General features: G+C 33.0%; 18 protein-coding genes, 3 pseudogenes and 1 riboswitch. Of the genes and pseudogenes, 19 read left to right on the forward strand and 2 right to left on the reverse strand.

Features of this window, described 5'->3' with window-relative positions; translation table 11 throughout:
• The first annotated feature begins 10 nt into the window (after nt 1–10).
• From AC1DKZ_RS23360 to AC1DKZ_RS23385, 6 genes and pseudogenes are all read left to right on the forward strand, one after another.
• On the forward strand, nt 11–1,123 hold the full coding sequence (locus AC1DKZ_RS23360) for an RNA-guided endonuclease TnpB family protein (protein WP_476997148.1): 1,113 nt from the start codon (nt 11–13) through the stop codon (nt 1,121–1,123).
• Nucleotides 1,124–1,397: 274 nt separating this feature from the next.
• Nucleotides 1,398–1,505: riboswitch (SAM riboswitch) on the forward strand.
• A gap of 83 nt (nt 1,506–1,588) precedes the next feature.
• Nucleotides 1,589–2,998, forward strand: a complete 1,410-nt coding sequence (mmuP, locus tag AC1DKZ_RS23365) for an S-methylmethionine permease (RefSeq protein ID WP_476997149.1) — start codon at nt 1,589–1,591, stop codon at nt 2,996–2,998.
• Nucleotides 2,973–3,950: a homocysteine S-methyltransferase gene (gene mmuM, locus AC1DKZ_RS23370; RefSeq protein WP_476997150.1), complete on the forward strand. Its 978-nt coding sequence runs from the start codon at nt 2,973–2,975 to the stop codon at nt 3,948–3,950. Before mmuP ends, mmuM begins: the two co-directional genes overlap by 26 nt.
• Before the next feature lie 989 nt (nt 3,951–4,939).
• A pseudogene (locus tag AC1DKZ_RS23375) lies at nt 4,940–5,158 on the forward strand (DDE-type integrase/transposase/recombinase); the annotation flags it as partial.
• A gap of 293 nt (nt 5,159–5,451) precedes the next feature.
• Entirely contained in the window at nt 5,452–6,195 is a 744-nt protein-coding gene (locus tag AC1DKZ_RS23380; protein WP_476997151.1) for an ADP-ribosyltransferase, read from the forward strand.
• A 704-nt stretch (nt 6,196–6,899) separates the two neighbouring features.
• A complete protein-coding gene (locus tag AC1DKZ_RS23385; protein ID WP_476997152.1) occupies nt 6,900–8,192 on the forward strand; it encodes a D-alanyl-D-alanine carboxypeptidase family protein in 1,293 nt (430 codons plus the stop codon).
• 97 nt (nt 8,193–8,289) lie between these two features.
• On the opposite strand, the pseudogene AC1DKZ_RS23390 reads toward AC1DKZ_RS23385, so the two are convergent.
• Nucleotides 8,290–8,457, reverse strand: a pseudogene (locus AC1DKZ_RS23390) (IS6 family transposase); the annotation flags it as partial.
• Between the two features lie 361 nt (nt 8,458–8,818).
• On the opposite strand from AC1DKZ_RS23390, the gene AC1DKZ_RS23395 reads away from it, so the two are divergent.
• The 13 genes from AC1DKZ_RS23395 (at nt 8,819) to AC1DKZ_RS23455 (ending at nt 21,708) form a co-directional block, all read left to right on the forward strand.
• On the forward strand, nt 8,819–9,892 hold the full coding sequence (locus tag AC1DKZ_RS23395; RefSeq protein ID WP_476997153.1) for a D-alanine--D-alanine ligase family protein: 1,074 nt from the start codon (nt 8,819–8,821) through the stop codon (nt 9,890–9,892).
• The gene (locus AC1DKZ_RS23400) at nt 9,889–11,262 is read left to right on the forward strand and encodes a UDP-N-acetylmuramoyl-tripeptide--D-alanyl-D-alanine ligase (RefSeq protein ID WP_476997154.1); all 1,374 of its coding nucleotides are present in this window, start codon (nt 9,889–9,891) and stop codon (nt 11,260–11,262) included. Before AC1DKZ_RS23395 ends, AC1DKZ_RS23400 begins: the two co-directional genes overlap by 4 nt.
• Nucleotides 11,259–12,353, forward strand: coding sequence for an alanine racemase (locus tag AC1DKZ_RS23405; protein ID WP_476997155.1), 1,095 nt, complete (start codon nt 11,259–11,261; stop codon nt 12,351–12,353). The genes AC1DKZ_RS23400 and AC1DKZ_RS23405 overlap by 4 nt, the downstream gene beginning before the upstream one ends.
• Nucleotides 12,331–13,332 carry an acyltransferase family protein gene (locus tag AC1DKZ_RS23410; protein ID WP_476997156.1) on the forward strand — a complete coding sequence of 334 codons (1,002 nt, stop codon included), beginning with the start codon at nt 12,331–12,333 and terminating at the stop codon, nt 13,330–13,332. The genes AC1DKZ_RS23405 and AC1DKZ_RS23410 overlap by 23 nt, the downstream gene beginning before the upstream one ends.
• 467 nt (nt 13,333–13,799) lie before the next feature.
• Nucleotides 13,800–13,961: a hypothetical protein gene (locus AC1DKZ_RS23415; RefSeq protein WP_476997157.1), complete on the forward strand. Its 162-nt coding sequence runs from the start codon at nt 13,800–13,802 to the stop codon at nt 13,959–13,961.
• A gap of 162 nt (nt 13,962–14,123) precedes the next feature.
• On the forward strand, nt 14,124–14,957 hold the full coding sequence (locus AC1DKZ_RS23420; protein WP_476997158.1) for a polysaccharide deacetylase family protein: 834 nt from the start codon (nt 14,124–14,126) through the stop codon (nt 14,955–14,957).
• A gap of 220 nt (nt 14,958–15,177) precedes the next feature.
• Nucleotides 15,178–15,693 (forward strand): transglycosylase SLT domain-containing protein, encoded by a 516-nt coding sequence (locus tag AC1DKZ_RS23425; RefSeq protein ID WP_476997159.1) that lies wholly within the window; start codon nt 15,178–15,180, stop codon nt 15,691–15,693.
• 92 nt (nt 15,694–15,785) lie between these two features.
• The gene (locus AC1DKZ_RS23430) at nt 15,786–16,481 is read left to right on the forward strand and encodes a response regulator transcription factor (RefSeq protein WP_002090419.1); all 696 of its coding nucleotides are present in this window, start codon (nt 15,786–15,788) and stop codon (nt 16,479–16,481) included.
• The gene (locus tag AC1DKZ_RS23435) at nt 16,471–17,625 is read left to right on the forward strand and encodes a sensor histidine kinase (RefSeq protein ID WP_033708651.1); all 1,155 of its coding nucleotides are present in this window, start codon (nt 16,471–16,473) and stop codon (nt 17,623–17,625) included. The genes AC1DKZ_RS23430 and AC1DKZ_RS23435 overlap by 11 nt, the downstream gene beginning before the upstream one ends.
• Nucleotides 17,626–17,725: 100 nt before the next feature.
• Entirely contained in the window at nt 17,726–18,622 is an 897-nt protein-coding gene (locus AC1DKZ_RS23440; protein WP_476997160.1) for a D-alanyl-D-alanine carboxypeptidase family protein, read from the forward strand.
• Nucleotides 18,623–18,710: 88 nt separating this feature from the next.
• Complete coding sequence (locus tag AC1DKZ_RS23445; RefSeq protein ID WP_476997161.1) at nt 18,711–19,418, forward strand: M15 family metallopeptidase; 708 nt, start codon at nt 18,711–18,713, stop codon at nt 19,416–19,418.
• A 360-nt stretch (nt 19,419–19,778) separates the two neighbouring features.
• Entirely contained in the window at nt 19,779–20,888 is a 1,110-nt protein-coding gene (locus AC1DKZ_RS23450) for an acyltransferase family protein (RefSeq protein WP_476997162.1), read from the forward strand.
• Nucleotides 20,889–21,051: 163 nt separating this feature from the next.
• Nucleotides 21,052–21,708 carry a lysozyme family protein gene (locus tag AC1DKZ_RS23455; RefSeq protein ID WP_476997163.1) on the forward strand — a complete coding sequence of 219 codons (657 nt, stop codon included), beginning with the start codon at nt 21,052–21,054 and terminating at the stop codon, nt 21,706–21,708.
• Between the two features lie 170 nt (nt 21,709–21,878).
• Here the strand turns inward: AC1DKZ_RS23455 and AC1DKZ_RS23460 are convergent.
• Nucleotides 21,879–21,965, reverse strand: a pseudogene (locus AC1DKZ_RS23460) (IS6 family transposase); the annotation flags it as partial.
• Nucleotides 21,966–22,057 lie beyond the last annotated feature (92 nt).

A 22,057-nucleotide genomic window follows, 5' to 3' on the forward strand; every position in this document is an offset into this window, starting at 1 on the left:
GTGAAATGATATGACAAAGCATAATAAAGCATATAAATTCCGTTTGTATCCAACAGAAGAACAAGCATATCTTATGCGTAAAACCTTCGGTTGTGTACGTTTCGTGTATAACAGAATGTTAGCTGAACGGAAAGAAGCGTACGAAAAATACAAAGATGATAAGGAACAACTAAAGAAACAAAAGCTTCCAACTCCTGCGAAATATAAAGCAGAATTTGAGTGGTTAAAAGAAGTTGATTCATTAGCTTTGGCAAATGCTCAACTACACTTGCAAACTGCCTATAAGAATTTCTTTAGTGGTCAAAATGACTTCCCAACATTCAAAAGTAAAAAAGACAGAAAGTCTTATACAACGAATGTAGTAAACGGAAATATTATGTTGCTTAATGGTTATATCAAATTGCCAAAACTGAAAATGGTACGTATCAAACAGCATAGAGAGATACCACAAGATTATATGATCAAGTCATGTACGATTTCTATGACACCTACTGGTAAATACTATGTGTCCATCTTGACTGAATACGAAAAAGAGATTGTACAAAAAGAAGTAGAAACAGTTGTTGGATTAGACTTTGCGATGGATGGATTATACGTTAGTTCTGAGGATGAGAAAGCCAATTATCCTAAGTTCTATCGTGAAATGTTAGATCGATTAGCAAAGGCACAACGAGTATTATCTAGAAGAACCAAAGGTTCTATTCGTCGGAATAAACAATGTATCCGTGTAGCTAAGTTACATGAAAAAGTAGCGAACCAACGTAAGAACTTCCTTCATCATAAGTCTAAAGAGTTAGCTACTCATTTTGATGTTGTAGCTATTGAAGACCTAAACATGAAAGGAATGTCACGAGCACTTCATTTTGGAAAAAGTGTTGCTGATAATGGGTGGGGTATGTTCACATCTTTCTTAGCTTATAAACTAAACGAACAAGGAAAACAACTTATGAAAATAGACAAATGGTTTCCTTCCACAAAAACATGTAGTAGTTGTGGAAATGTGAAAAATATGCCATTGTCTGAACGAGTATATTCTTGCATATGCGGTGTAAATCTCGATAGAGATTATAACGCAGCTATCAATATTAAAAATGAAGCAATACGCCTATTAGCGTTAGCATAAATAACAATAAAATATCCTTTGGAACAAGGGAGTTAGCTCGGCTGTCTTAGGACGAATTCGTTAGCTATCAAAAGTAACGACTAACCGAGAAGCCCCCACTTCAAACAGTCCGTTAGGACGTTAAGTGGCGGGTAGTTCACATAATACCCAAGAAGGAGTGGGTTGCAGTTATAGTAATACTCTATTTTTTGTATTTCTATAATAGATAATTTTTTTAAAAAACAGAATTATCTTGACAGTTATTGAATGGATTGATAAAGTTATAAAAAAATATTTCTTATCCAGAGAGGTGGAGGGACTGGCCTTATGAAACCTCAGCAACAGGTCTGCTTAAGTAGACACTGTGCTAATTCCAGCGGGTGATAATCCTGATAGATGAGAGCTTCCGTTTTTATTTGTCAGTAGCGCCCTCTTTTTTAGAGTGCGTTTTTGTTTTTTCTGGATAGTAACTAAAGGAGAGTAGAAATGGAGAACAAAAATGGGCGAGAATTTCAAAGGAAAATACAAGCACGTCATATAGTCATGCTATCACTTGGTGGGGTGATTGGAACTGGCTTATTCTTAAGCTCGGGTTACACTATTCAACAAGCTGGCCCGTTTGGAACAATTCTATCCTATCTGATTGGTGCGCTAGTGGTTTATCTAGTTATGCTATGTTTAGGAGAGCTTTCCGTACATATGCCTGAAACGGGCGCATTTCATAGTTATGCAGTTAAATACATTGGACCGGGTACAGGGTATACAGTAGCCTGGTTGTATTGGTTAACTTGGACTGTTGCTTTAGGTTCTGAATTTACAGCCGCAGGATTACTTATGAAGCGATGGTTTCCATCGGTTAATGTTTGGGTATGGAGTGCTCTTTTTGCCATTTTGATCTTTGTATTAAATGTCCTGACTGTTAAATTTTTCGCCGAATCCGAATTTTGGTTTTCATCGATAAAGGTTATAGCTATTGTGTTTTTTATTGTTTTAGGAGTAGCGGCAATGCTAGGGTTTCTTCCGATGACTCATTCAAAAGCAGCACCATTCTTTTCTAATTTTACAAGTGGAGGTTTATTTCCTCATGGTGCTACGGCCATTATGATGACCATGCTTGCGGTTAATTTTGCTTTTTCGGGAACAGAATTAATAGGCATTGCAGCTGGAGAAACAGCGAACCCGGAAAAAATGATACCGAAGGCCATTCGAACTACTCTGTGGAGATTAATCATCTTTTTTGTAGGAACGATTGTTGTTTTATCTGCGTTATTGCCTATTTCCGATGCAGGGGTATTAGAGAGCCCTTTTGTTGCAGTTCTAGAACGAATTGGGGTGCCATATTCAGCTGACATAATGAATTTCGTTATCTTAACAGCCATTTTATCTGCGGCAAACTCAGGCCTTTATGCCTCTTCTAGAATGCTTTGGTCGCTTGCTAATAAGAATACGATATCCCCGATTTTTGGGAAAATGACGAAGCAAGGTGTTCCAATCAACGCCGTCATTTTCAGCATGGTGGGTGGAGCGTTGGCTTTGCTCTCAAGTATTGTGGCACCAGATACTGTCTATATCGTACTTGTTTCCATTTCCGGTCTAGCAGTAGTTATAGTTTGGATGAGTATTAGTGCTTCCCAGTTCCTATTTCGCAGACAATTTTTGAAAGAAGGAAATTCTGAAAAGGACTTGATTTATCGCACACCACTATATCCATTAGTACCAATTGCTTCTTTTATCCTTTGTCTGGCATCGTGTATTGGAATTGCATTCGATCCAACACAGAGAATTGCCTTATATTGCGGCATACCGTTTATTTTATTTTGCTATGGAAGTTATTATCTAACAAAAAATCTAAAAAAGAGGGGCGTAGATTATGTCGAACAAAATCAACCCAATTGATGCTATTTTATCCCAACATTCCATTATGCTTCTTGACGGAGCATTAGCTACTGAATTGGAGGCGCATGGATGTAATTTGGACGATCCCCTTTGGTCGGCACGTGTGTTACTAGAAAATCCGGAACTAATCTATCAGGTTCATTCGGACTATTTTCGTGCTGGAGCGGACTGTGCCATAACAGCAAGCTATCAAGCTACTATTAGTGGTTTTTCCGCGCGTGGAATACAAGAACAGGAAGCTTTGGAATTAATTAAGAAAACGGTGTTACTTGCAAGAAGGGCAAGAGATGATTTTTGGAAGGAAAATACGCAAACGAATAGGCCTAAACCATTGGTTGTTGCATCAGTTGGACCGTACGGGGCTTACCTTGCAGATGGTTCAGAGTATGTAGGCAACTATGGTGTGACAGATAAAACATTAGCAGACTTTCACCGTTCGAGAATGTCTGCGTTAATCGAAGCAGGTGCAGATCTATTGGCATTTGAAACGATCCCTTCCCTGCAAGAAGCAAAAGTATTAGATACATTATTGCGTGAATTTCCAGCAACATATGCGTGGCTTTCCTTTTCGCTAAAAAATGAGAAAGAGATTAGTGAAGGTATGAAACTCGTGGAGTGTGCACGAGTTTTTGAGAAAAGTGAACAAATTGTAGCGATAGGCATCAATTGTGCGCCAGTAACCGTTGTGACTGGTGCAATCCAAGAGTTGAGGGCGAACACCAAAAAACCGATTATTGTTTATCCAAACTCTGGTGAAACTTATAATCCAGAAACAAAAACATGGCATGGTCATGAACAATGTAACGCGTTGGATATTCAATCTGAAGAATGGTACCAAGCAGGTGCACGTTTAATAGGTGGATGCTGCAGAACGACACCTTATCACATTGAGGAGATATCGAACAAGTGGCGTTCTTCCGAGTTTTTCTATTCGAACGAAGCAAAACAGTAATGTAATGGATGATAATCTAACTTTGTGTGTATTTTCATGATTTTGCTTGTTCAGGAATCTACAGTTACGTCTAGTGGCACAAAATGTCTTTTCAGAGACACAAATGTGGATGGTAGCCTCGGGAATCCAGTGGACTTTTGGGTACCTTAGGTATGGAAAGGAGTCAGGGAAAATAAAAACCGCTAGTTTAATAGATATGGTAGACAACACGCTGAATCTTTTAATGAAGATGTAGTTGATCCAATTGAAGGTGAAGGGGACCATTTATTCGTAATTAAAGTTAACGAAGAGGTTAATTTAGTTATTCAAAAAATAGTTCAATAACTATATGAAAATTTGTTGTAGTAGTAAATGTGGTCATATTGTTGTAAAAAAGGATAGATGTAAACAGGTATACTCTCCTGTGCATCTATCCTTTCCTTTTTACCTTATAAAATGTGTGACATTATATTCAATCGCATAAATATAGGATTTCATTACTATTTCCTTGACTTTTAATAAAACGATAGGGTTTATTTGGTATGCGTATTATTAAGAGTATGCTTCTATTTTAGGAATGCTTTACCCCACAAAATGAAAGTACACTTTGTTTCCATTCTTAAGTTGATGGGTATCACCACATTAACTTAAAAACTTTATAACGCCCCTAAAACAAAAAATTGTACATTTTCATCTGGACATGTCAATTTTCTCGTTTGGGGGTATTTGCTTTTCTTATCTTGATAGCGATGGGATGATACGCCATATTCAACATATTTCTCCGCTGGGATGGGAGCATATTGCACTCACAGGCGATTATGTTTGGAATTTAAATCAAAAGGTTTTTTAAAAAATTTACGTCTATTACGGAAAACTAAAATAAAAAGAAAGTAATAAAACCCCGATTCTTTAAATACATGAGAATCGGGGTTTTTATGTGCAATCTTTCTTTAACGTACAATTTTCTTTTTTTGATATGGTGACCTCTTCCAGTAAACGTAGAGTTGGGGCAGAAAAAACACTTGAATAATATGGTGGAACAAGATCATCGTTTCATAAAAAAACGGGTACGAATCATGCTAGGATTTCAGTCTTTTCAGACAGAAACAAAAAAGCTGGCGGGCATTGAAGCGATGCATATGATCAAAAAAGGACAGACCCTCCAAGGAAAGAAGTCTGTCCAAAATCAGATACAACTGATTCATACCCTTTTCGGTTTCACCGCTTAAATCCGGATTCCAATAGGAATCTCTGCTCTTTAATTTACGTTTCATTATTTGCAACAGAACCAAAAAATCGCAATGAGTGTACAAGGGGGTTACAAGGATCTAGTGCAAAAAAGGATACAGTTCAAATAGAAAGTTCCTAGCTTCATTCTGCTTATAGCACAAGATTCCTATCCATCAGAATCTTTATACAATCTTTATTTTATCTTTCTTTTTATTTAATAAATAGTCTCTATAATGAGTAATCGGTGTATAAGGATGTCTGTTTTTACTAGAAAGAAGTAAGGAGGATGTATATGAAAATCAAGACAAAGTTTTTACCAGTTGTCCTAGCACTCAGTACAATGGTTACTGGAAGTACAGTATTTTTAAATTCAACAGTTCATGTAGTACAAAAAAATACCCCAAAGGTCTTAGATTTTAATCGTTCGGCCGATAAACCTCTTGCTACTGCATGGGGAAACAAATTCTATAATAAGTGGATTACAAACGTTAGTAGTGCAGAGGAAAAAGAATTCGTGTCATATACGGATCTAGGCTATTTTCATTTAAATGCTTATCTTCAGGATAATAAAGGTCAATTACCAGGAAAAGATATTAATATGGAACAAAAAATAAAGCATTTAGATCGAGCATTTAGTGTGTCCAGTGTACCTGATAACATTGTGGTATATCGTAGGAGTAATGAAAGTGCGTTTGGCTTAGAGAAAGGAACGCTCATAAAGGGTAATAAACTGAATAAACAAGAATTTTTAAAATTTAAAAATAAATTCTTAGGGAAATATCAAACAGATTATACGTATATGAGTACATCTATTCTTAAAGATGCTTCAGAAAGCGTTAGTGGGCGACCTATTTTGATTCGCCTAACGGTACCTAAGGGAAATCATGGAGCATATCTTGCTTCGTTAAGCCCATCTCCATGGGAAATGGAGATGTTATTGCCGAGAAATACGACCTATAAAGTTAATGGTATTTCATACGTTAAAAATGGTAATAGCAATTATGTACTAGTCGATGCTTCTATCATGAAAGCTTAATTTAATTGAATCCATAATTTAGTTCTGTTGTGTAGTTTTTGGAATTTAAATAAAATTTCAAAAAAGAATAAGGAGAATGATATATGGGATATTCCTAGATGCCATTATACCAGACTTATAGAAATGCCCTAATAGAGTAGGCCCTATTGGGATGGTTCACTCGTGAAAATAAAGAACACCATGGAATTTACGTAACTAAAAATCGGGTTTTCTAGAATATATTTCTTAAACGTACAATTTTCTTTTTTAGTCATGTCAGGCCTAAATAGGTCTATGAATTTGGGATAGTTTAGGGAATTACTAATGGTTGTTGTAATTCTTAGTACACCGAAAAAACTTTGTCTTCGCTTAGAAAACTTTGCAACAGAACCATATATATTATCTTAAGGTTAAATTGTTTTTTTTAGTTATGGAACAATATTGTTACTAAGATTGTCTATTAAGTGTAATGGTAAAAACTAGTGTTCAAACTGGATACTTTGTATCCAATTTAAAATTTATTCTATGTATTAAAAGTCGGAAAGGAATAATCATTTTGAAAAGTACAAGGATACTACAAATAGGAATGTGTGTTGGCGTAGAAAAGGATTGGAGTGAAAGTTATCCTAATGTTTTATATGTGAATAGGATTTGATAACTCTATCTCATTTTTAATATATTAGAATAATAATTATGTAAGTAGAAAGCTATTGGGGGTAACAGAAGTGAAAGGGATTTTTTGCAAGAGGTTCATTGCGATAGTAACAGTGCTTACACTCGCTTGTAGCATGTTTGTTACATATGGAAGTGTATCAGCAGAAACAGGATCTGCTTTAAATATTGAAGCAGGTGCAGCGATATTAGTAGAAGCAGATTCCGGGAAAATTTTGTATCAAAAAAATGCGGATGAACTATTAGCGATTGCTAGTATGACAAAAATGATGAGTGAGTACTTAGTTAGTGAAGCTATAGCTAAAGGGAAACTTAAGTGGGATCAGAAAATTAAAGTTTCTGAATACGCACACGAAATTTCACAAGATCGCTCATTATCAAATGTGCCCCTAGAAAACGGTGGTTATTATACGGTAAGAGAACTATACGAGGCAATGGCAATTTGCTCTGCCAATGGTGCGACAATTGCTTTAGCTGAAGCAATTGCTGGAAAAGAAGTCGATTTCGTAAAAATGATGAACGATAAGTCAAAAGAATTTGGATTGAAAAATTATAAATTTGTAAACTCTACAGGCTTAACAAACAATGATTTAAAAGGACAGCATCCTGAAGGGACAACTCCAGACGAGAAAAATAAAATGTCTGCAAGAGATTGTGCGATTTTAGCACAACGTCTCATTCAAGATTTCCCGCAAATATTAGATACAGCAAAAATCTCGAAAAAAACATTCCAAAAAGGCGGAAAGTATCCAATTGATATGGTGAACTCGAACTGGATGTTAAAAGGTTTAATTAAGCAATATGAAGGTGTAGATGGCTTGAAAACTGGAACAACTCCAGAAGCTGGGGATTGTTTCACTGGCACAGTAGAAAGAAATGGTATGCGTCTAATCTCTGTAGTGATTAAAGCAAACTCTCATACAGCACGTTTTGATGCAACAAAGAAATTATATGATTATGGATTTGCGAATTTTGAAGTGAAGAAGGCCTATGCAAAAGATTCGGCAGTAAAAGGACATGAAACAGTGCGGGTAGAAAATGCAAAAGGTAAAGATGTAGCAGTTCAAACGAAGCAAGGTGTTTCACTTCCAATGCCAAAGGGCAGCAAAGACGTTTATAAAAAAGAATTTAAAGTATCGAATAAGGAACAAGAAGCGCCTATTAAAAAAGGTGTAACAATTAGTCAAATGATTATATCGCCTAAAGATAGTAACGATCCTGGGTTCTTATCAGGTAAATCATTACAAGTAGACCTTGTAACAAAATCAGATGTAGAACAAGCAAATTGGTTTACACGTTTCTTTAGCAGCATGTGGAATAGTGTAGTTGATACAGTAAAAGGTTGATTTTAAGAGCTCCCCATTGTGGGAGCTCTTTCTTACGATATATACAATATAGTTCTGTTGCTAAGTTTGAAAAAAGCATAAACAGGTTGAGAAATGTTTAGGAAGTGGCTAGTAATTGTTGGAGTTCATTGTATGTCGAAAAGGCGGAGTCTATTTGAAGGCTTCGCCTTTGTTTATATAAGGAATGAATGGTCTCAATACCTTTTATCGTACGTGAAGCATGACGAAGATTTTGAAATCCTGCGGATCTAGTAAAACGGCTCTTTGCAAACTTCACAAGTCCAATCTTAGGTAATTTCATTTGATTGCACCTCATTTTCTTTTCTGGAAGTATAGCGTAGTTTAGAAAATTTTGCATCAGAACCGAGTAGACCTTATTAAGGTGCTATATACTTTTTAAAAAATAGAGGTGATTTTTTAATAGGAAATTTCTTATATAGAAGTTTCCTATTTCTTTATAAAATCTTTAATTTATCTTTCTTTTAATTTAAATAATCTGCTTTAAACTCAAGATGAATTAAGAAAGAAGGGCTGACAAAGAATTTATTAAAAAGATTAAGCAATGTGAACAAATCATTGCTTAAACATAGATTTTTTAGGCTTATTAAATTTACGGAGGTAATAAAATGAGACATAAAGTATTCGTGCTGTATGGTGGCAAATCTGCTGAACATGAGGTTTCCTTAGAATCAGCCTTAAATGTATTAAATGAATTAAATAAAAATCAGTATGATGTATTTGCTGTATATATTACGCCAGAAGGAAATTGGAGCAAACCAAGACTAACATGTAATGGGGAAATATTGAAATCTCAATTAATCGTAGATACAAAAGACAACTTGGGACAATCAATGTGCAGGTTTTTACAGGAACTAGACGAAAATAGCATTGTGTTCCCAGTGTTACACGGTACCTATGGGGAAGATGGGAAGTTGCAAGGAATGTTAGAAATGTTAAACATCGCATATGTTGGAAACGATGTATTAACATCTGCTGTTGGAATGGACAAAATCTGGTCTAAAAAAGTGTTTACTCAACATCTAATCCCACAAACACCGTATGTATATTTCAATACAAATCAATATAACTACAGTAAAAGGAACTGTATAAAAAAGGTTATTAAACAAATTGGATTCCCATGTTATGTAAAACCTGCAAACATGGGTTCTAGCATAGGGATTGGCTACTGTAAAAATGAAGAAGAATTAGTACAAGCCATTGAAGTAGCCTTATTATATGATAAAAAAATTCTTGTTGAAAAAGAAGTAGTAGGTAAAGAAGTAATTGTAGGCGTGATAGGAAATGAGGAGATACATTGCTCCTTAGCAGGAGAATGGAAAAGAGAACAAACTTTCTTTAATTTTGAGGATAAATATGAAGATGAGCATTTAACACCACAAATTCCAGCACTTATTCCGAATACAACATATTTAGAATTGTGTAAATATGCAAAAGAAGCCTATGCAGCTTTAGAGGGTTCAGGACTGATGAGAATAGATTTCTTTGTTACGGAGAGTAATACTATTTATTTAAATGAAGTTAATACACTTCCGGGATTTACAAAGCATAGCATGTTCCCTCTGTTATTTGATAAAACTGATGGCATGAAATATTCCGAGTTGTTAGACCACTTAATTCAGTTAGGTTTATTAAAACACAGTAATAAAAATAATATTCAATTTAGGAGAGCAGAATTATGATTACAAGAACCATATCAGAAGTTACTAAAATGATTAAAGAAAGTTATTTCACGGGTGAAAATGTTGTAATTAAAGGTGTTTCAATTGATTCACGGAATCTGGTAGAAGGTTCTTTATTTATCCCTATTATTGGTCCAAACAGTAACGGTCATCATTTTATTCAAGGAGCTATTAAAAACGGAGCAGCAGCAACATTATGGAAAAAGGGAGAGCCCAATTATCCTACTAACATACCTGTTATTTTTGTAGAGGATACAACAGTAGCGCTACAGCAATTAGCAGCTTCTTATCGTCAACAGCTAAAAGCTACTTTTATTGGTATAACGGGTAGTAATGGAAAAACATCTACAAAAGATATTCTGCATAGTATTTTATCTACTAGTTATAAAACCCAGAAAACTCAAGGGAATTACAATAATGAAATTGGTGTACCATTAACCCTGCTGGAGTTAAAAGAAGATGTAGAAATGGCGGTAATTGAGATGGGAATGGGGCGTATAGGCGATATTACATTTCTAAGTAAAATGGTCCAACCAAATATCGGCATTATCACGAATATTGGTCATGCACATCTAAGTAATCTTGGATCACTAAAGAACATTGCATCAGAAAAGATGGAAATGATGATTGGACTAGATCCAGAAGGCATACTTTTTTTCAATGGTGATCATTCTTTACTAGTTGAAGAGGCGGAAAATTATTCCCATAAAAAATGTACTTTTGGGTTAGGTGAGATCAATGACATCTATCTAACTTCATGTAGGACATTCTCATCTTCCATAGTGTTTACAGCTTCACATAGTAGTGCACAGTATCGTTTACCACTTATAGGGGAACATCAAGCAGTTAATAGTTTAGTAGCCATTAGTGTAGCAAAACATCTTAATATGCTAGATAAATGGATTCAACAGGGATTAGATAATGTAATTTTATCTTCACAACGTAATGAAGTAATTCAAATTGGTAACATAACAATTATTAATGATACGTATAAATCCAATCCAGAAAGTGTAAGAGCAGCTATAGATACCCTTGCTTCATTAGATGTTGGCTCAAGAAAGCTTTTTGTGATGGGTGATATGTTAGATATGGGAAGTCAGGATAGAATGCTACATGAACAAGTTGGTGAGTATGTAAAAAGAGCGAAGCTAGATACAATTTTTGGATATGGTGAATTAACTTTTCACACGATTGCTAGGGTGCAAAAGGAATTTCTACCAAACAAAGCCATACATTTTAAAGAAGAAACAGAATTAATTGAGGGTATTATTGAGTATACAAAAGAACCATGTACTATTTTATTTAAAGCTTCAAGAAATTTACGATTTGAAAAATTAATTGAACTGTTAGAGCAGCGGGTGACCCTATGAAGCCACAATTACAAATAGATATAAATAAAGTAAAGAAAAATGTATCAGAATTGGTAAAAAAAGCACACCAGTATAATATATCTATCGCAGGTATTACGAAAGGTGTTTGCGGTAATGAAGATTTTGCTAAAGCATTAATGGAAGCTGGAGTCGATTCATTAGCTGATTCTCGAATTGAAAATTTGAAAAAGCTTAGTCACCTGCCAATTGAAAAAATGCTATTAAGATCACCAAAATATAGTGAAATTGATGAGGTTATACAATATGCTCATTGCAGTTTAAACTCTGAGCTGAAAATAATAGAGAAGCTTTCAGAAGTAGCAGAAAAACATAACAAAAAACACGACGTTATCCTTATGATTGATGTCGGTGACCTTAGAGAAGGGATATGGTATGAAGATGAAAAAAAGATTCATGATACCATATCAAAAATTTTACAAATGAAAGGGATTAATCTAACTGGAATTGGGACGAATTTAACTTGTTTTGGTGGAATTATTCCGACAGAAGAAAATTATGGCTTCATAGCGGATCTAGCACAAAAAATTCGTGATAAATACAATATACCATTACCAATTGTATCAGGTGGAAATTCTAGTAGTTTACAAATGCTAAATGATGGAATGGTCCCAAAAGGTATTAATAATTTACGAATTAACCAATCTGTATTTTTAGGGAGAGAAATAGCGTACGGCCAAAAGTTAGATAATTGGGAAACAGATGTCATCCGATTTCGCGCAGAAATTATCGAACTTCAAACAAAGCCATCATTACCTCGAGGAGAACGCGCTTATATGAATGCATTTGGAAAGCCTATTTCTCCAAGTGATAAAGGTTTACGTAAAAGAGCAATTGTTGCTATTGGAAAGCAAGATATAGATATCAATGGCTTAAAAGCTATTGATGAAAATATTACTGTTGAGGGTGGAAGTAGTGATCATTGCATTATAGATGTTACAAATAGCTTACAAAACTTTATTGTTGGCGATTGGGTGGATTTTAAAATAATTTCATATAGTGGTGTTTTATCAGGAATGGCTTCTAACTATATAGAAAAGGTCTGCATAAATGAAACAGTATGTTGCAATTGATATAACACGAGTTATTGCAGCAATTTTAGTAATTACTGTTCACACAGACCCACTTTATCATTACTCACAGGACGGTAATTATTTTTTAGTTTCGGTATTAGCCCGTTTAGCCGTTCCATTTTTCTTTGTAACATCTGGATTTTTTTTCGCTCAAAAGATCCGCCTAAACCATTCTATCAAAGCTGACTTACCACAAGTAATATCAGTGGTAAGTAGACTCATAACACTTTATTTTGCATGGATACTGATATACTTCCCATTACAAATGTATAGTTGGGTTAAAAGTGGAGAGTCGTGGAGGTATTGGTTAGTATATGTTCAAAAAACCTTGTTTGAAGGTAGTTACTATACACTTTGGTATCTATCTGGCCTAATTTTTGCAATGGCTTTCTCATTTGTATTGTTTAAATTATGTAAACCTCAGGTAGTGTTGGGAATCACTCTCATACTTTTTGTTTGTGGTACCATTTTCCAATCTTATTTCGATATATTCGGTTCAAAGGATTTGTTTTCTTGGTACTACACTCTATTTTTAACAACAAGAAATGGCTTGTTTTTTGGTAGTTTTTTTGTAAGCCTAGGAATGTACATTGCTTACTCGAAAAAGAAACGTTCACAAAAATATAATTTAGGTTGTTTATTTCTATCATTCGTGTTATTAACATTTGAAGCATTTAATGTGCAACATTTAGCCTTTACTAAAGGAAATGGCATGTGGTTTATGCTAGTACCAACTGTTTATTTTCTATTTATGACATTATTGAATGTGAATTTAGATAATCATTCGAGTTACCACATTTTACGACCATTGAGTTTTCTTATGTATGTGTCACACGGATTATTTCTAATCCTTTTCTCAAAATTGTATCGTATAGATTCTTTGTTGTATTTTATAGTTATATTATTGGGAACATGCATTTTTTCAGTAGTATTATTGTTTGTTAGTAAAAAAATGCCGTGTTTAAAAAAATTATATTAAATAAAAATTTCTTGTTATACAACGAAAGTATATATGAAAACAGCATGCATTAGAAAGAGCATAATTTCCTTATTCACCTAACTTAAAAATTCTTCTAATTATGAAAGGAATCTACTAAAAAGGTAGGTTCCTTTTTTATTATATAAGTGATTAGAATTTTATTACAAAGCTAGTTTAAATGAAAAAATATTCATTATCCCATCATGTGGACAATAAAAATTGTAATCCAGGTAATCAAGCTAATACATGGATTTTCTAAATCAATTTGTACATGTGAATTTTAATAAAATCAGTTGTGCTATTCGTTATTTGAAAGACTTTAATTCGATCATATTCTAATACAATTATCACTCTCTGTGTACCTATACCTTTTCTTTTATCAATCTTTATAAAATCTTTATTTTATCTTTCTTTCCTTTTAAATATTTTGTTTTAAAGTAATTTTATGAAGAAATGGAGGCTAGAAAATGAGTTTTTTAAAGAAATTTAAGTACCTTTTTATTGTGTTTATCCCTATGTATATAGTTATTCTTTATTTTCAATCGAATAAAAGAAAGCAAGGTATTCGAGAAAAAAGTGTGCTTTTAATGGATGTACCAAATGGAGAAAACTTTCCCTTACAAAAGTAAATGCGCCGAAAGTGATAAATGCGGATGTTATATGGAAAGAAACCTCGAATAATTACAATTAAAAACCGCTACTTAATATAATAAAAACGGCGTTTTTTCATTGCCACCTTAGAAAATTTAAATTTATATATTGCATATATAACCGATGGAGAGAGATAAATAATGAAACTATTAAAAAATAATAAAAAGAGAATATTTAAGATCGTACTATCATTAGGAATTCTTCTAACAACAGCATTTTTAGTGTACTTTACAATAGGTAAATTCAATTCTAATTCTGCAAAAGCGGGAGTTAAAGAAAATAGTAAACGAGTTATAGAGCAGCCAAAAGAGAAAGGAAAAGTAGAGCATACAAAAAAGAAAAAACCTGATGGAAAGCCAGAAGGAAAAGTAGTGTACTTAACATTCGATGATGGGCCGAGTACATTGACAGGTCAATTTTTAGATGTATTAAAAGAGCAAGAAGTCAAAGCAACATTTTTTATGATAGGAAAAAACCTACAAAATGCGGGATTCCAGGAAAATGTCAAACGAGCGATAAAAGAAGGTCATTATATCGGTGGACATAGTATGACACATGATAGTAAGAAGTTATACACTGATGGACAATTTGTACCAGAGATGAAAGAAGCATTAGCGCTTATCCGTAATATTACAGGAACAAATCCTACATTGGTGCGTCCTCCATATGGCTCAGCACCGGGATTGAAAGACCAACAAATTCGGGATCAAATTGTAAAAGCTGGTATTAAAGTTTGGGATTGGACAATTGATTCTCATGATTGGGAGCTAAAAGATAATCCTAACCAAATTGTAGAAAATATTAAAAAGGGAACAACAGATGACGTGGAGGTCATTCTTGTGCATGAGAAGCCGCAAACATTACAAGCACTTCCAGAAATCATCAAATTTTATAAAGAAAAAGGATATGAGTTTGGTGTTTATCAGGATGCTGACCATTTTCACTTGAATTTCCAAAAAGACGCACGCTTGTAGGCTGACAATAATACAGAAGCTCTGTGTTAACAGGACTCTCTTTTTATTCGATGAAGGAGATTACGATAAAGTCATAACAAATAGTAATGTAAAACCGGCTGGGGATATCAGTAATTAATGAAAAAGAGAATCATCAAATGATTAACGATTAAGAGTTAATATCCCCAAAAAATATGAATATTAGTGACAATCTTTGATACGGACAAAAGAGGCGATATAGATGAGAGGAATATTAATAAAAATTGGAGTATTTATTTTGGTTTTAACAGTAGGGATATACATTTTTAAATATGCATATGACCAACATACCAATCTAGCTAAAGTAAGAACCACTATAAAACAAATATCAATGGAATATGGTATCCCATCATGGATTCCCCTATCTATTGCATTTCATGAAAGTAAGTTTGATCCAAATGCAGTCGGAGATCAGGATACATCATTTGGATTATTCCAACTCCATCGAGGTGGATTAGCACCTGAGGATTTAACGGCCGAAGAGTTAAAAAATGCAGAAACCAATACACGAATTGCGATATCTAATATGACAAATGCATATAAACGTGGTTTACAGCAAAAATTAAAAGGATTAGAGCTATTAAAACATGTTGCTAATACCTCTGGTTGGCCTGGGAATAAGGGTGTTCAATGGACAGAGAAACAGACAGACTATAACAAGGGTTTAGAAAACAGCTTTAAAATGTTTTCTAAACGAATACACGATTTTATAGAATGAAATTTGTCAGTAGAAGTAACTTTCACATGATTTAGGATTTTAAACTATTAACAATTTGTATTAAACAAAAGCTGCAGGAAGGGTGTAATTGTGTGAAGACGAATATTTTAATTGTTGATGATGAAGCTGATATTGTACAGTTAATCGATTTATACCTCCGAAATGAAGGGTATACGATTCATACGGCTTCTAATGGTATAGAAGCATTAGATATCATGAAACATGAACAAATTAATTTAATGATACTAGATATTATGATGCCACATATCGATGGCATAGAAGTATGTAAACAAATAAGAAAATTTAGTGATGTTCCTATTCTTATGTTAAGTGCAAAAGCTGAAGATATGGATAAAATAATAGGATTAATGACAGGGGCTGATGATTACATGATCAAGCCTTTTAATCCTTTAGAATTAGTTGCTCGAGTAAAAGCTTTATTAAGAAGATCCTTTTTGAAAAATACTTCCAATCAAAATGTTAAAAAAAATATTATACAAATCCGATCACTTGTAATTAATAAGGAAAATCATATTGTTACAATGGGAAATACTATCATAAAATTAACGCCTATTGAATTTGAAATTTTATATGTATTAGCATCTACTCCTGGAAGAGTCTATAGTTCTGAAGAGATTTTTGAGCGGGTTTGGAAAAATGTAGCGTGTGATTCAAATAAAACCGTTATGGTTCATATTAGTAATATCAGAGAGAAATTAGAAAATGTTTTAGAAGGGGAGAGGATAATTCAAAATGTATGGGGAGTGGGATACAAAATTGAAAAATAGTTCTTTACAGATTCTTAAATCCATTCCTATATGGAAAATATGTATATATATTTTTCTTGCAATATGTCTATCCTATGGAACACTTTATATTATTAAGGTGTTTTATTGGGGATTAGATGCTACGTCAAGTACGTTTCGTACGGTGCGTATAGAAGTTTCACAAGCTTATGGACCTAGGCACTTAGAAAAGCTGTATGCTAATCTTTACTATCTCTTTAATTTTGTTTTTATTCTTTTTTATATTTCGCTATGTTATGTGTATGAAAAAAGAAAATATTTCAAAGAATATTTCAATCAAATTTTAAATGAAATCAAGCATATTGGGAACATCAATTTTGAACATGAAATTGTCATTATACCTGATACTCCATTAGGGGAATTGGCTAAAGAAATTAATAACATAGCAAAGCAATTAAAAATATCTATTGAAGAAGAACGTTTAATAGAACAGACAAAAAAAGATTTGATTACAAATGTTTCACATGATTTACGGACACCGTTGACCTCAATTGTAGGATATTTAACCTATATTCATCAAGATAAATATAGGGATGAAATAGAATTACGTTATTTTATAGAGATTGTATATGATAAGGTTTTAAGACTAACTAATCTGATAAATGATCTATTTGAATATACACGTTTTCAAAACAAAGGGACTCACTTAGAAAAAACTAAAATCGATATCATTGAAATGCTTGAACAATTAGTAGTGCAATTTCGGTTTGAAATAAAGCAGGCCAACATGAATGTTCGGAAATCTATATCATCAAAAAAATTAAGTGTGCTTGCAGATGGTGACAAATTAGTAAGGGTGTTTGAAAATCTAATTACAAATGCAATTAGATATGGAAGTGATGGGAAATATATAGATATTGTAGCACGTGAAGAGGATAATTTAGTTGTGATAGATATTACAAATTACGGTAGCTCTATACCAACTACAGAATTACCTTATATATTTGAACGTTTTTATCGAGTTGAAAAATCTCGCGCTCTTCAGACAGGTGGTTCAGGACTTGGTTTAGCAATCACCAAAAGTATTGTGGAATTGCATGATGGAACAATTGAAGTATACAGTGATGTAGAAAAAACAACTTTCACAGTAAAGTTACATGTATTTTCAAAGGAAGCTTCTTTATAAGAAGCTTCTTCTTTCTTTATTAAATCTTTATTTTTTCTTTTCTTCCAATTTAATATTTTATTTTAAACTAATTTTACACAAGAAAAAAGGAGATTAGAAAATGAAGATTTTAAAGAAACAGATTTATATTCCTATACTATGTATCTCAGCAATTATATTCCTCTATTTTTTTCAAACACATAATAATGAGCTGAATATTCAAGCGAAGGCTGCGATTCTAATGGATGCCGAATCAGGAAAAATCATATATAAAAAAAATGAAGATATACCTTTTGCACCAGCGAGTATGTCGAAAATGATGACAGAGTATATCGTATTAGAGCAAATCGAAAATGGCAGCTTAAAATGGGATGATTCTGTTACGATTAGCTCAAATGCTGCGAATTGCGAAGGTGTAAAAATTAATGTAAAAGATGGAGATCGTTTAACTGTTAGAGAATTATTTCATGCGATGGTAATATCATCAGCGAATAATGCTGCAATTGCATTAGCTGAACATATTGCTAAGAGTGAAAAGAATTTCACACTGCTTATGAATGAAAAAGCAAAGCAATTACAATTATCAACTCAGACGCGCTTTGTTAATGCAACCGGCCTTGCCAATGAAAAAAATGAAGAATCCCAAATGACTGCATTAGATGCAGCAAAATTAGCACAGCATTTGATAAAAAATTATCCGAGTATATTAGAAATAACCAAACTTACATCTTTTAACTTACGTGGAATCACTGTAAATACAACGAATAAAATGCTTTATCCATCTAATAGAAGATTATATTTTCAAGGAGTTGATGGATTAAAAACTGGATTTACAGATGCAGCAGGATACTGTTTTACAGGAACAGCAAAACTAGATGGTAAAAGGATGATTTCTGTTGTAATGGGTACTAGTGATCGCTCTAAGCGTTTTATAGAAACCAAAAAACTATTCTCATATGGATTTGACAAACTTTATATACCTTTTTTTGAATCTATAAAATCTATTTTAAGATTATGATAATTCATTAAATCTTCCGGTAATTTAGCGGGTAGTTTCAGCAATCATATGAAACACATAAAAAAGGTAACTATAAGGAGTAGATAAAATGAATATAAAGGTGATAGGTAGCTTAGTAGGGGGGACTGCTTTAATCCTCTTGGGAACATATATTTTTTTTCGTGATACATTGGCTACTGTCCACAGTAAAGAGAATATTCGAAGTAATGATGAGGTTATAACGATAATCTCTCCAGATGCTGCAGATGTAGTAGTGAATAAGCATAGAAAACTTCCAAGTGGTTATAAACCCAATGATTTAATTGTGCCAAATGTTAAGTTTGCATTTGATGGTATTCAAGAGAAGAATTATATGCGGAAAGAAGCCGCGATAGCTTTAGAAAAATTGTTTTCCTTAGCAAAACAAGATGGAATAAGATTACACGCTATATCAGGATTTCGCTCTGAAAAATATCAACAGAATGTCTATAAGCGTAATGTAGAGACACAGGGGCAAGTTCAAGCTGATACAGTTTCTGCAAAACCGGGGCATAGCGAACACCAAACTGGACTAGCTATGGATGTTTCTGCTGATAGTGTCAATAATACATTAGAAACCGAATTTTCTAATACTATTGAAGGGGAATGGTTAAAAAATAATGCCCATCGTGCAGGTTTTATCATTCGTTATTTAAAGGACAAAGAACAGATTACAGGTTATTTATATGAACCATGGCATATTCGATATGCAGGTGATATTGCTAAAGATATTTACGAGCGAAATATCACTTTAGAAGAATATCTCAACATAAAATGAAAATAAACATTTAATTAATAGGGGAGGAACGACACCGCTATCAAGCTAAAGTTAGAAAGGTCAGTTTCAGGTGGTGTTTTGTTTTGTTAGCTTGATAGCGATGGGGGCTATCCCTATAACATCAATATAAAAATTTCAAATGAAGTTATACTTATATATAAGTTAAAAAATTTATAAAAACTTTAGATAAAATTTCTTTTTTCTTTCTTTTCTCTTTCTTTTTTCTTTCTATATTTGTTCTATAATTTATGCATAAATATGAAAAATATCTTTAAAAGATACACAGCTTTTTTTGTAGTATCGGGGGTTTAAATGACCTTCATTAACAGCAAAATCTACAATTTACAAGGAGAACATTTTATGAGTAAGAGAATAAAAGAATTAGATTCCATACGAGGGTTAGCGGCACTTACAGTGGTATTTGGACATTTTTGTTTAATGCTACCATCGTTGCCTAATTCTATTAAATTTTCCCCGCTTAGGTTTTTATGGGCGGGTGGAGAAGCTGTAATCGTTTTTTATGTACTAAGTGGTTTTGTGTTATCTATGGCACTTTATCATTCAAAAACAAATTATTGGGGATATTTAATTAAGAGATTTGTAAGAATCTATATCCCTTATTATTTTTGGATAATCATTACCTTTGCTTTATTTATTTTGTTTTCGTCGTATGAAGTGGCAGGACTACGGGATTGGTTCTATGATAGGTGGCAAGGGTCTATAACAAAATTAGATATTATAAACCACTTTGTGCTTCTTAATAACTTTTTTACGGAAAATTATAATCCAGTTATCTGGTCATTGGCTCAAGAAATGCGTATATCTATTGTGTTTCCTTTGTTATTTCTTCTTTTTTATAAACTGAGTTGGAAGAAAACGATACTATTTGCTTTAAGCTTTTCTTTAATTAGTGTTTTTCTTAATATGTTGCATATTGGGAAAGCAGAGGGATTTTATAATGGTTATGCCGATACACTGCATTTCACATCTATGTTTATGGTTGGAATGTTACTTTTTAAGTATCAGGAAAAACTTATTTATTTATATCAAAATATGAAAAAATTTAAAAAAGGATTTCTTATTGCATTAGGGATAATTCTATATTTATACTCCATTTTAATTTATGGTTTTTCCCGTAATGATACTACTTTCTTATTAAAAGATTGGGGTGTCGTAATTGGTATTAGTATATTTATTATCATGGCGATGAGTAACCTAAAAGTAAAAGCATTTTTAAATAAGAGTGTATTTGTATACTTAGGAGAAATTTCATATAGTATCTATTTATGTCATTTTCCAATCATGATGGTACTATTTAAACTTTTGTATGCAAAGATACCCACCCTTTTTCTTCTTATCATATGTATTACAACGACAATACTTTGTTCTATATTATCGTATCATTTAATTGAAAAGAAATGTATCAATTGGGCAAAACAAAGAACAGCAAATTTCAAAAAAAAAGTGTGATACTTCTAGGGGTACGGAAACGATTCAAAGAATAACTCGCCTTGAAAAACCCTCCAATTCAGGCGATTGTTTTTCTTTAAATTCCTATATTAAACTTTACACCTAAAAGAAATAATTTTGAGTCCAAAAAAGTACGAATTTTTTATATGAGGAGGAGTAATGTATGAAGAATACGATTAAAACACGATTTATTATATTATTCTTTATTAGTATTTTAGGTTTAGGAACCATGCTTGTAATATTTTATGTTAAGCATAAAATCAATATTCAAAGAAATAAAGTGATTGCTACCGAAAAACGTTTATTGCAATATGAGCCCACCTTGAAAAGAGAATTAGAAAAATATAATTTAGGAGGTAAAACAGCAGTTTTATTAGGAATTATGTACCAGGAGAGTAGAGGTCAGGGTAACGACCCTATGCAGTCTTCTGAATCACTTGGATTAAAGTCAAATGAAATTCAAGAGACAAGCTCGAGCATTAAACAAGGGGTAAAACACTTTACTCAAATGTACAAATATGGAACGGAAAAAGATGTTAGCATGGATACAATTATTCAAAGCTATAATATGGGACCAGGGTATATTGATTTTATTGCCAGTCAAGAAGTTAAACAACACTCGGAAGATTCGGCCAAAAATTTTTCTAAGATGAAAGTTGATCAAAATCCAGCGATGTACACTTGTGGTGCAAATCAAAATAATTTTAGGTATCCATATTGTTATGGTGATTTCACATATGCAACAAAGGTGAATGAAAAAGCAAAACTTATTGAAGAACTACTCCGAAAAAATCCAAAATATAATTCAGAAAATTTTTAATATAAGAACTTTAAGATTCATGTGAGAGATCTATTAAATCAGGTTATAGTGATACCCGTATTCTAAAAATAGTCTGACTACATGTCTGGTTCAGATAAGTTTGGAGTGACTAATGTAAAGTAGGCAGGATTTAAAAAGCACTCCACCAAATCACGAGAATTTAGGTTTTACCGTAGGTACCATTTCAGGTTCAACAAAATAATATTAGGTTGATAATGTCTCCATTTAAATAAACTTTCCTTATCCACACTAATCATACACCTTTTTAAAGTTGTCTAATCAGTATGGATAATTTTGAGAATGTTCAATGTCTCCTTATTATTGTAAAATTATATTAATAAATGTTAAT

The organism is Bacillus sp. 05T21, assembly GCF_056396785.1.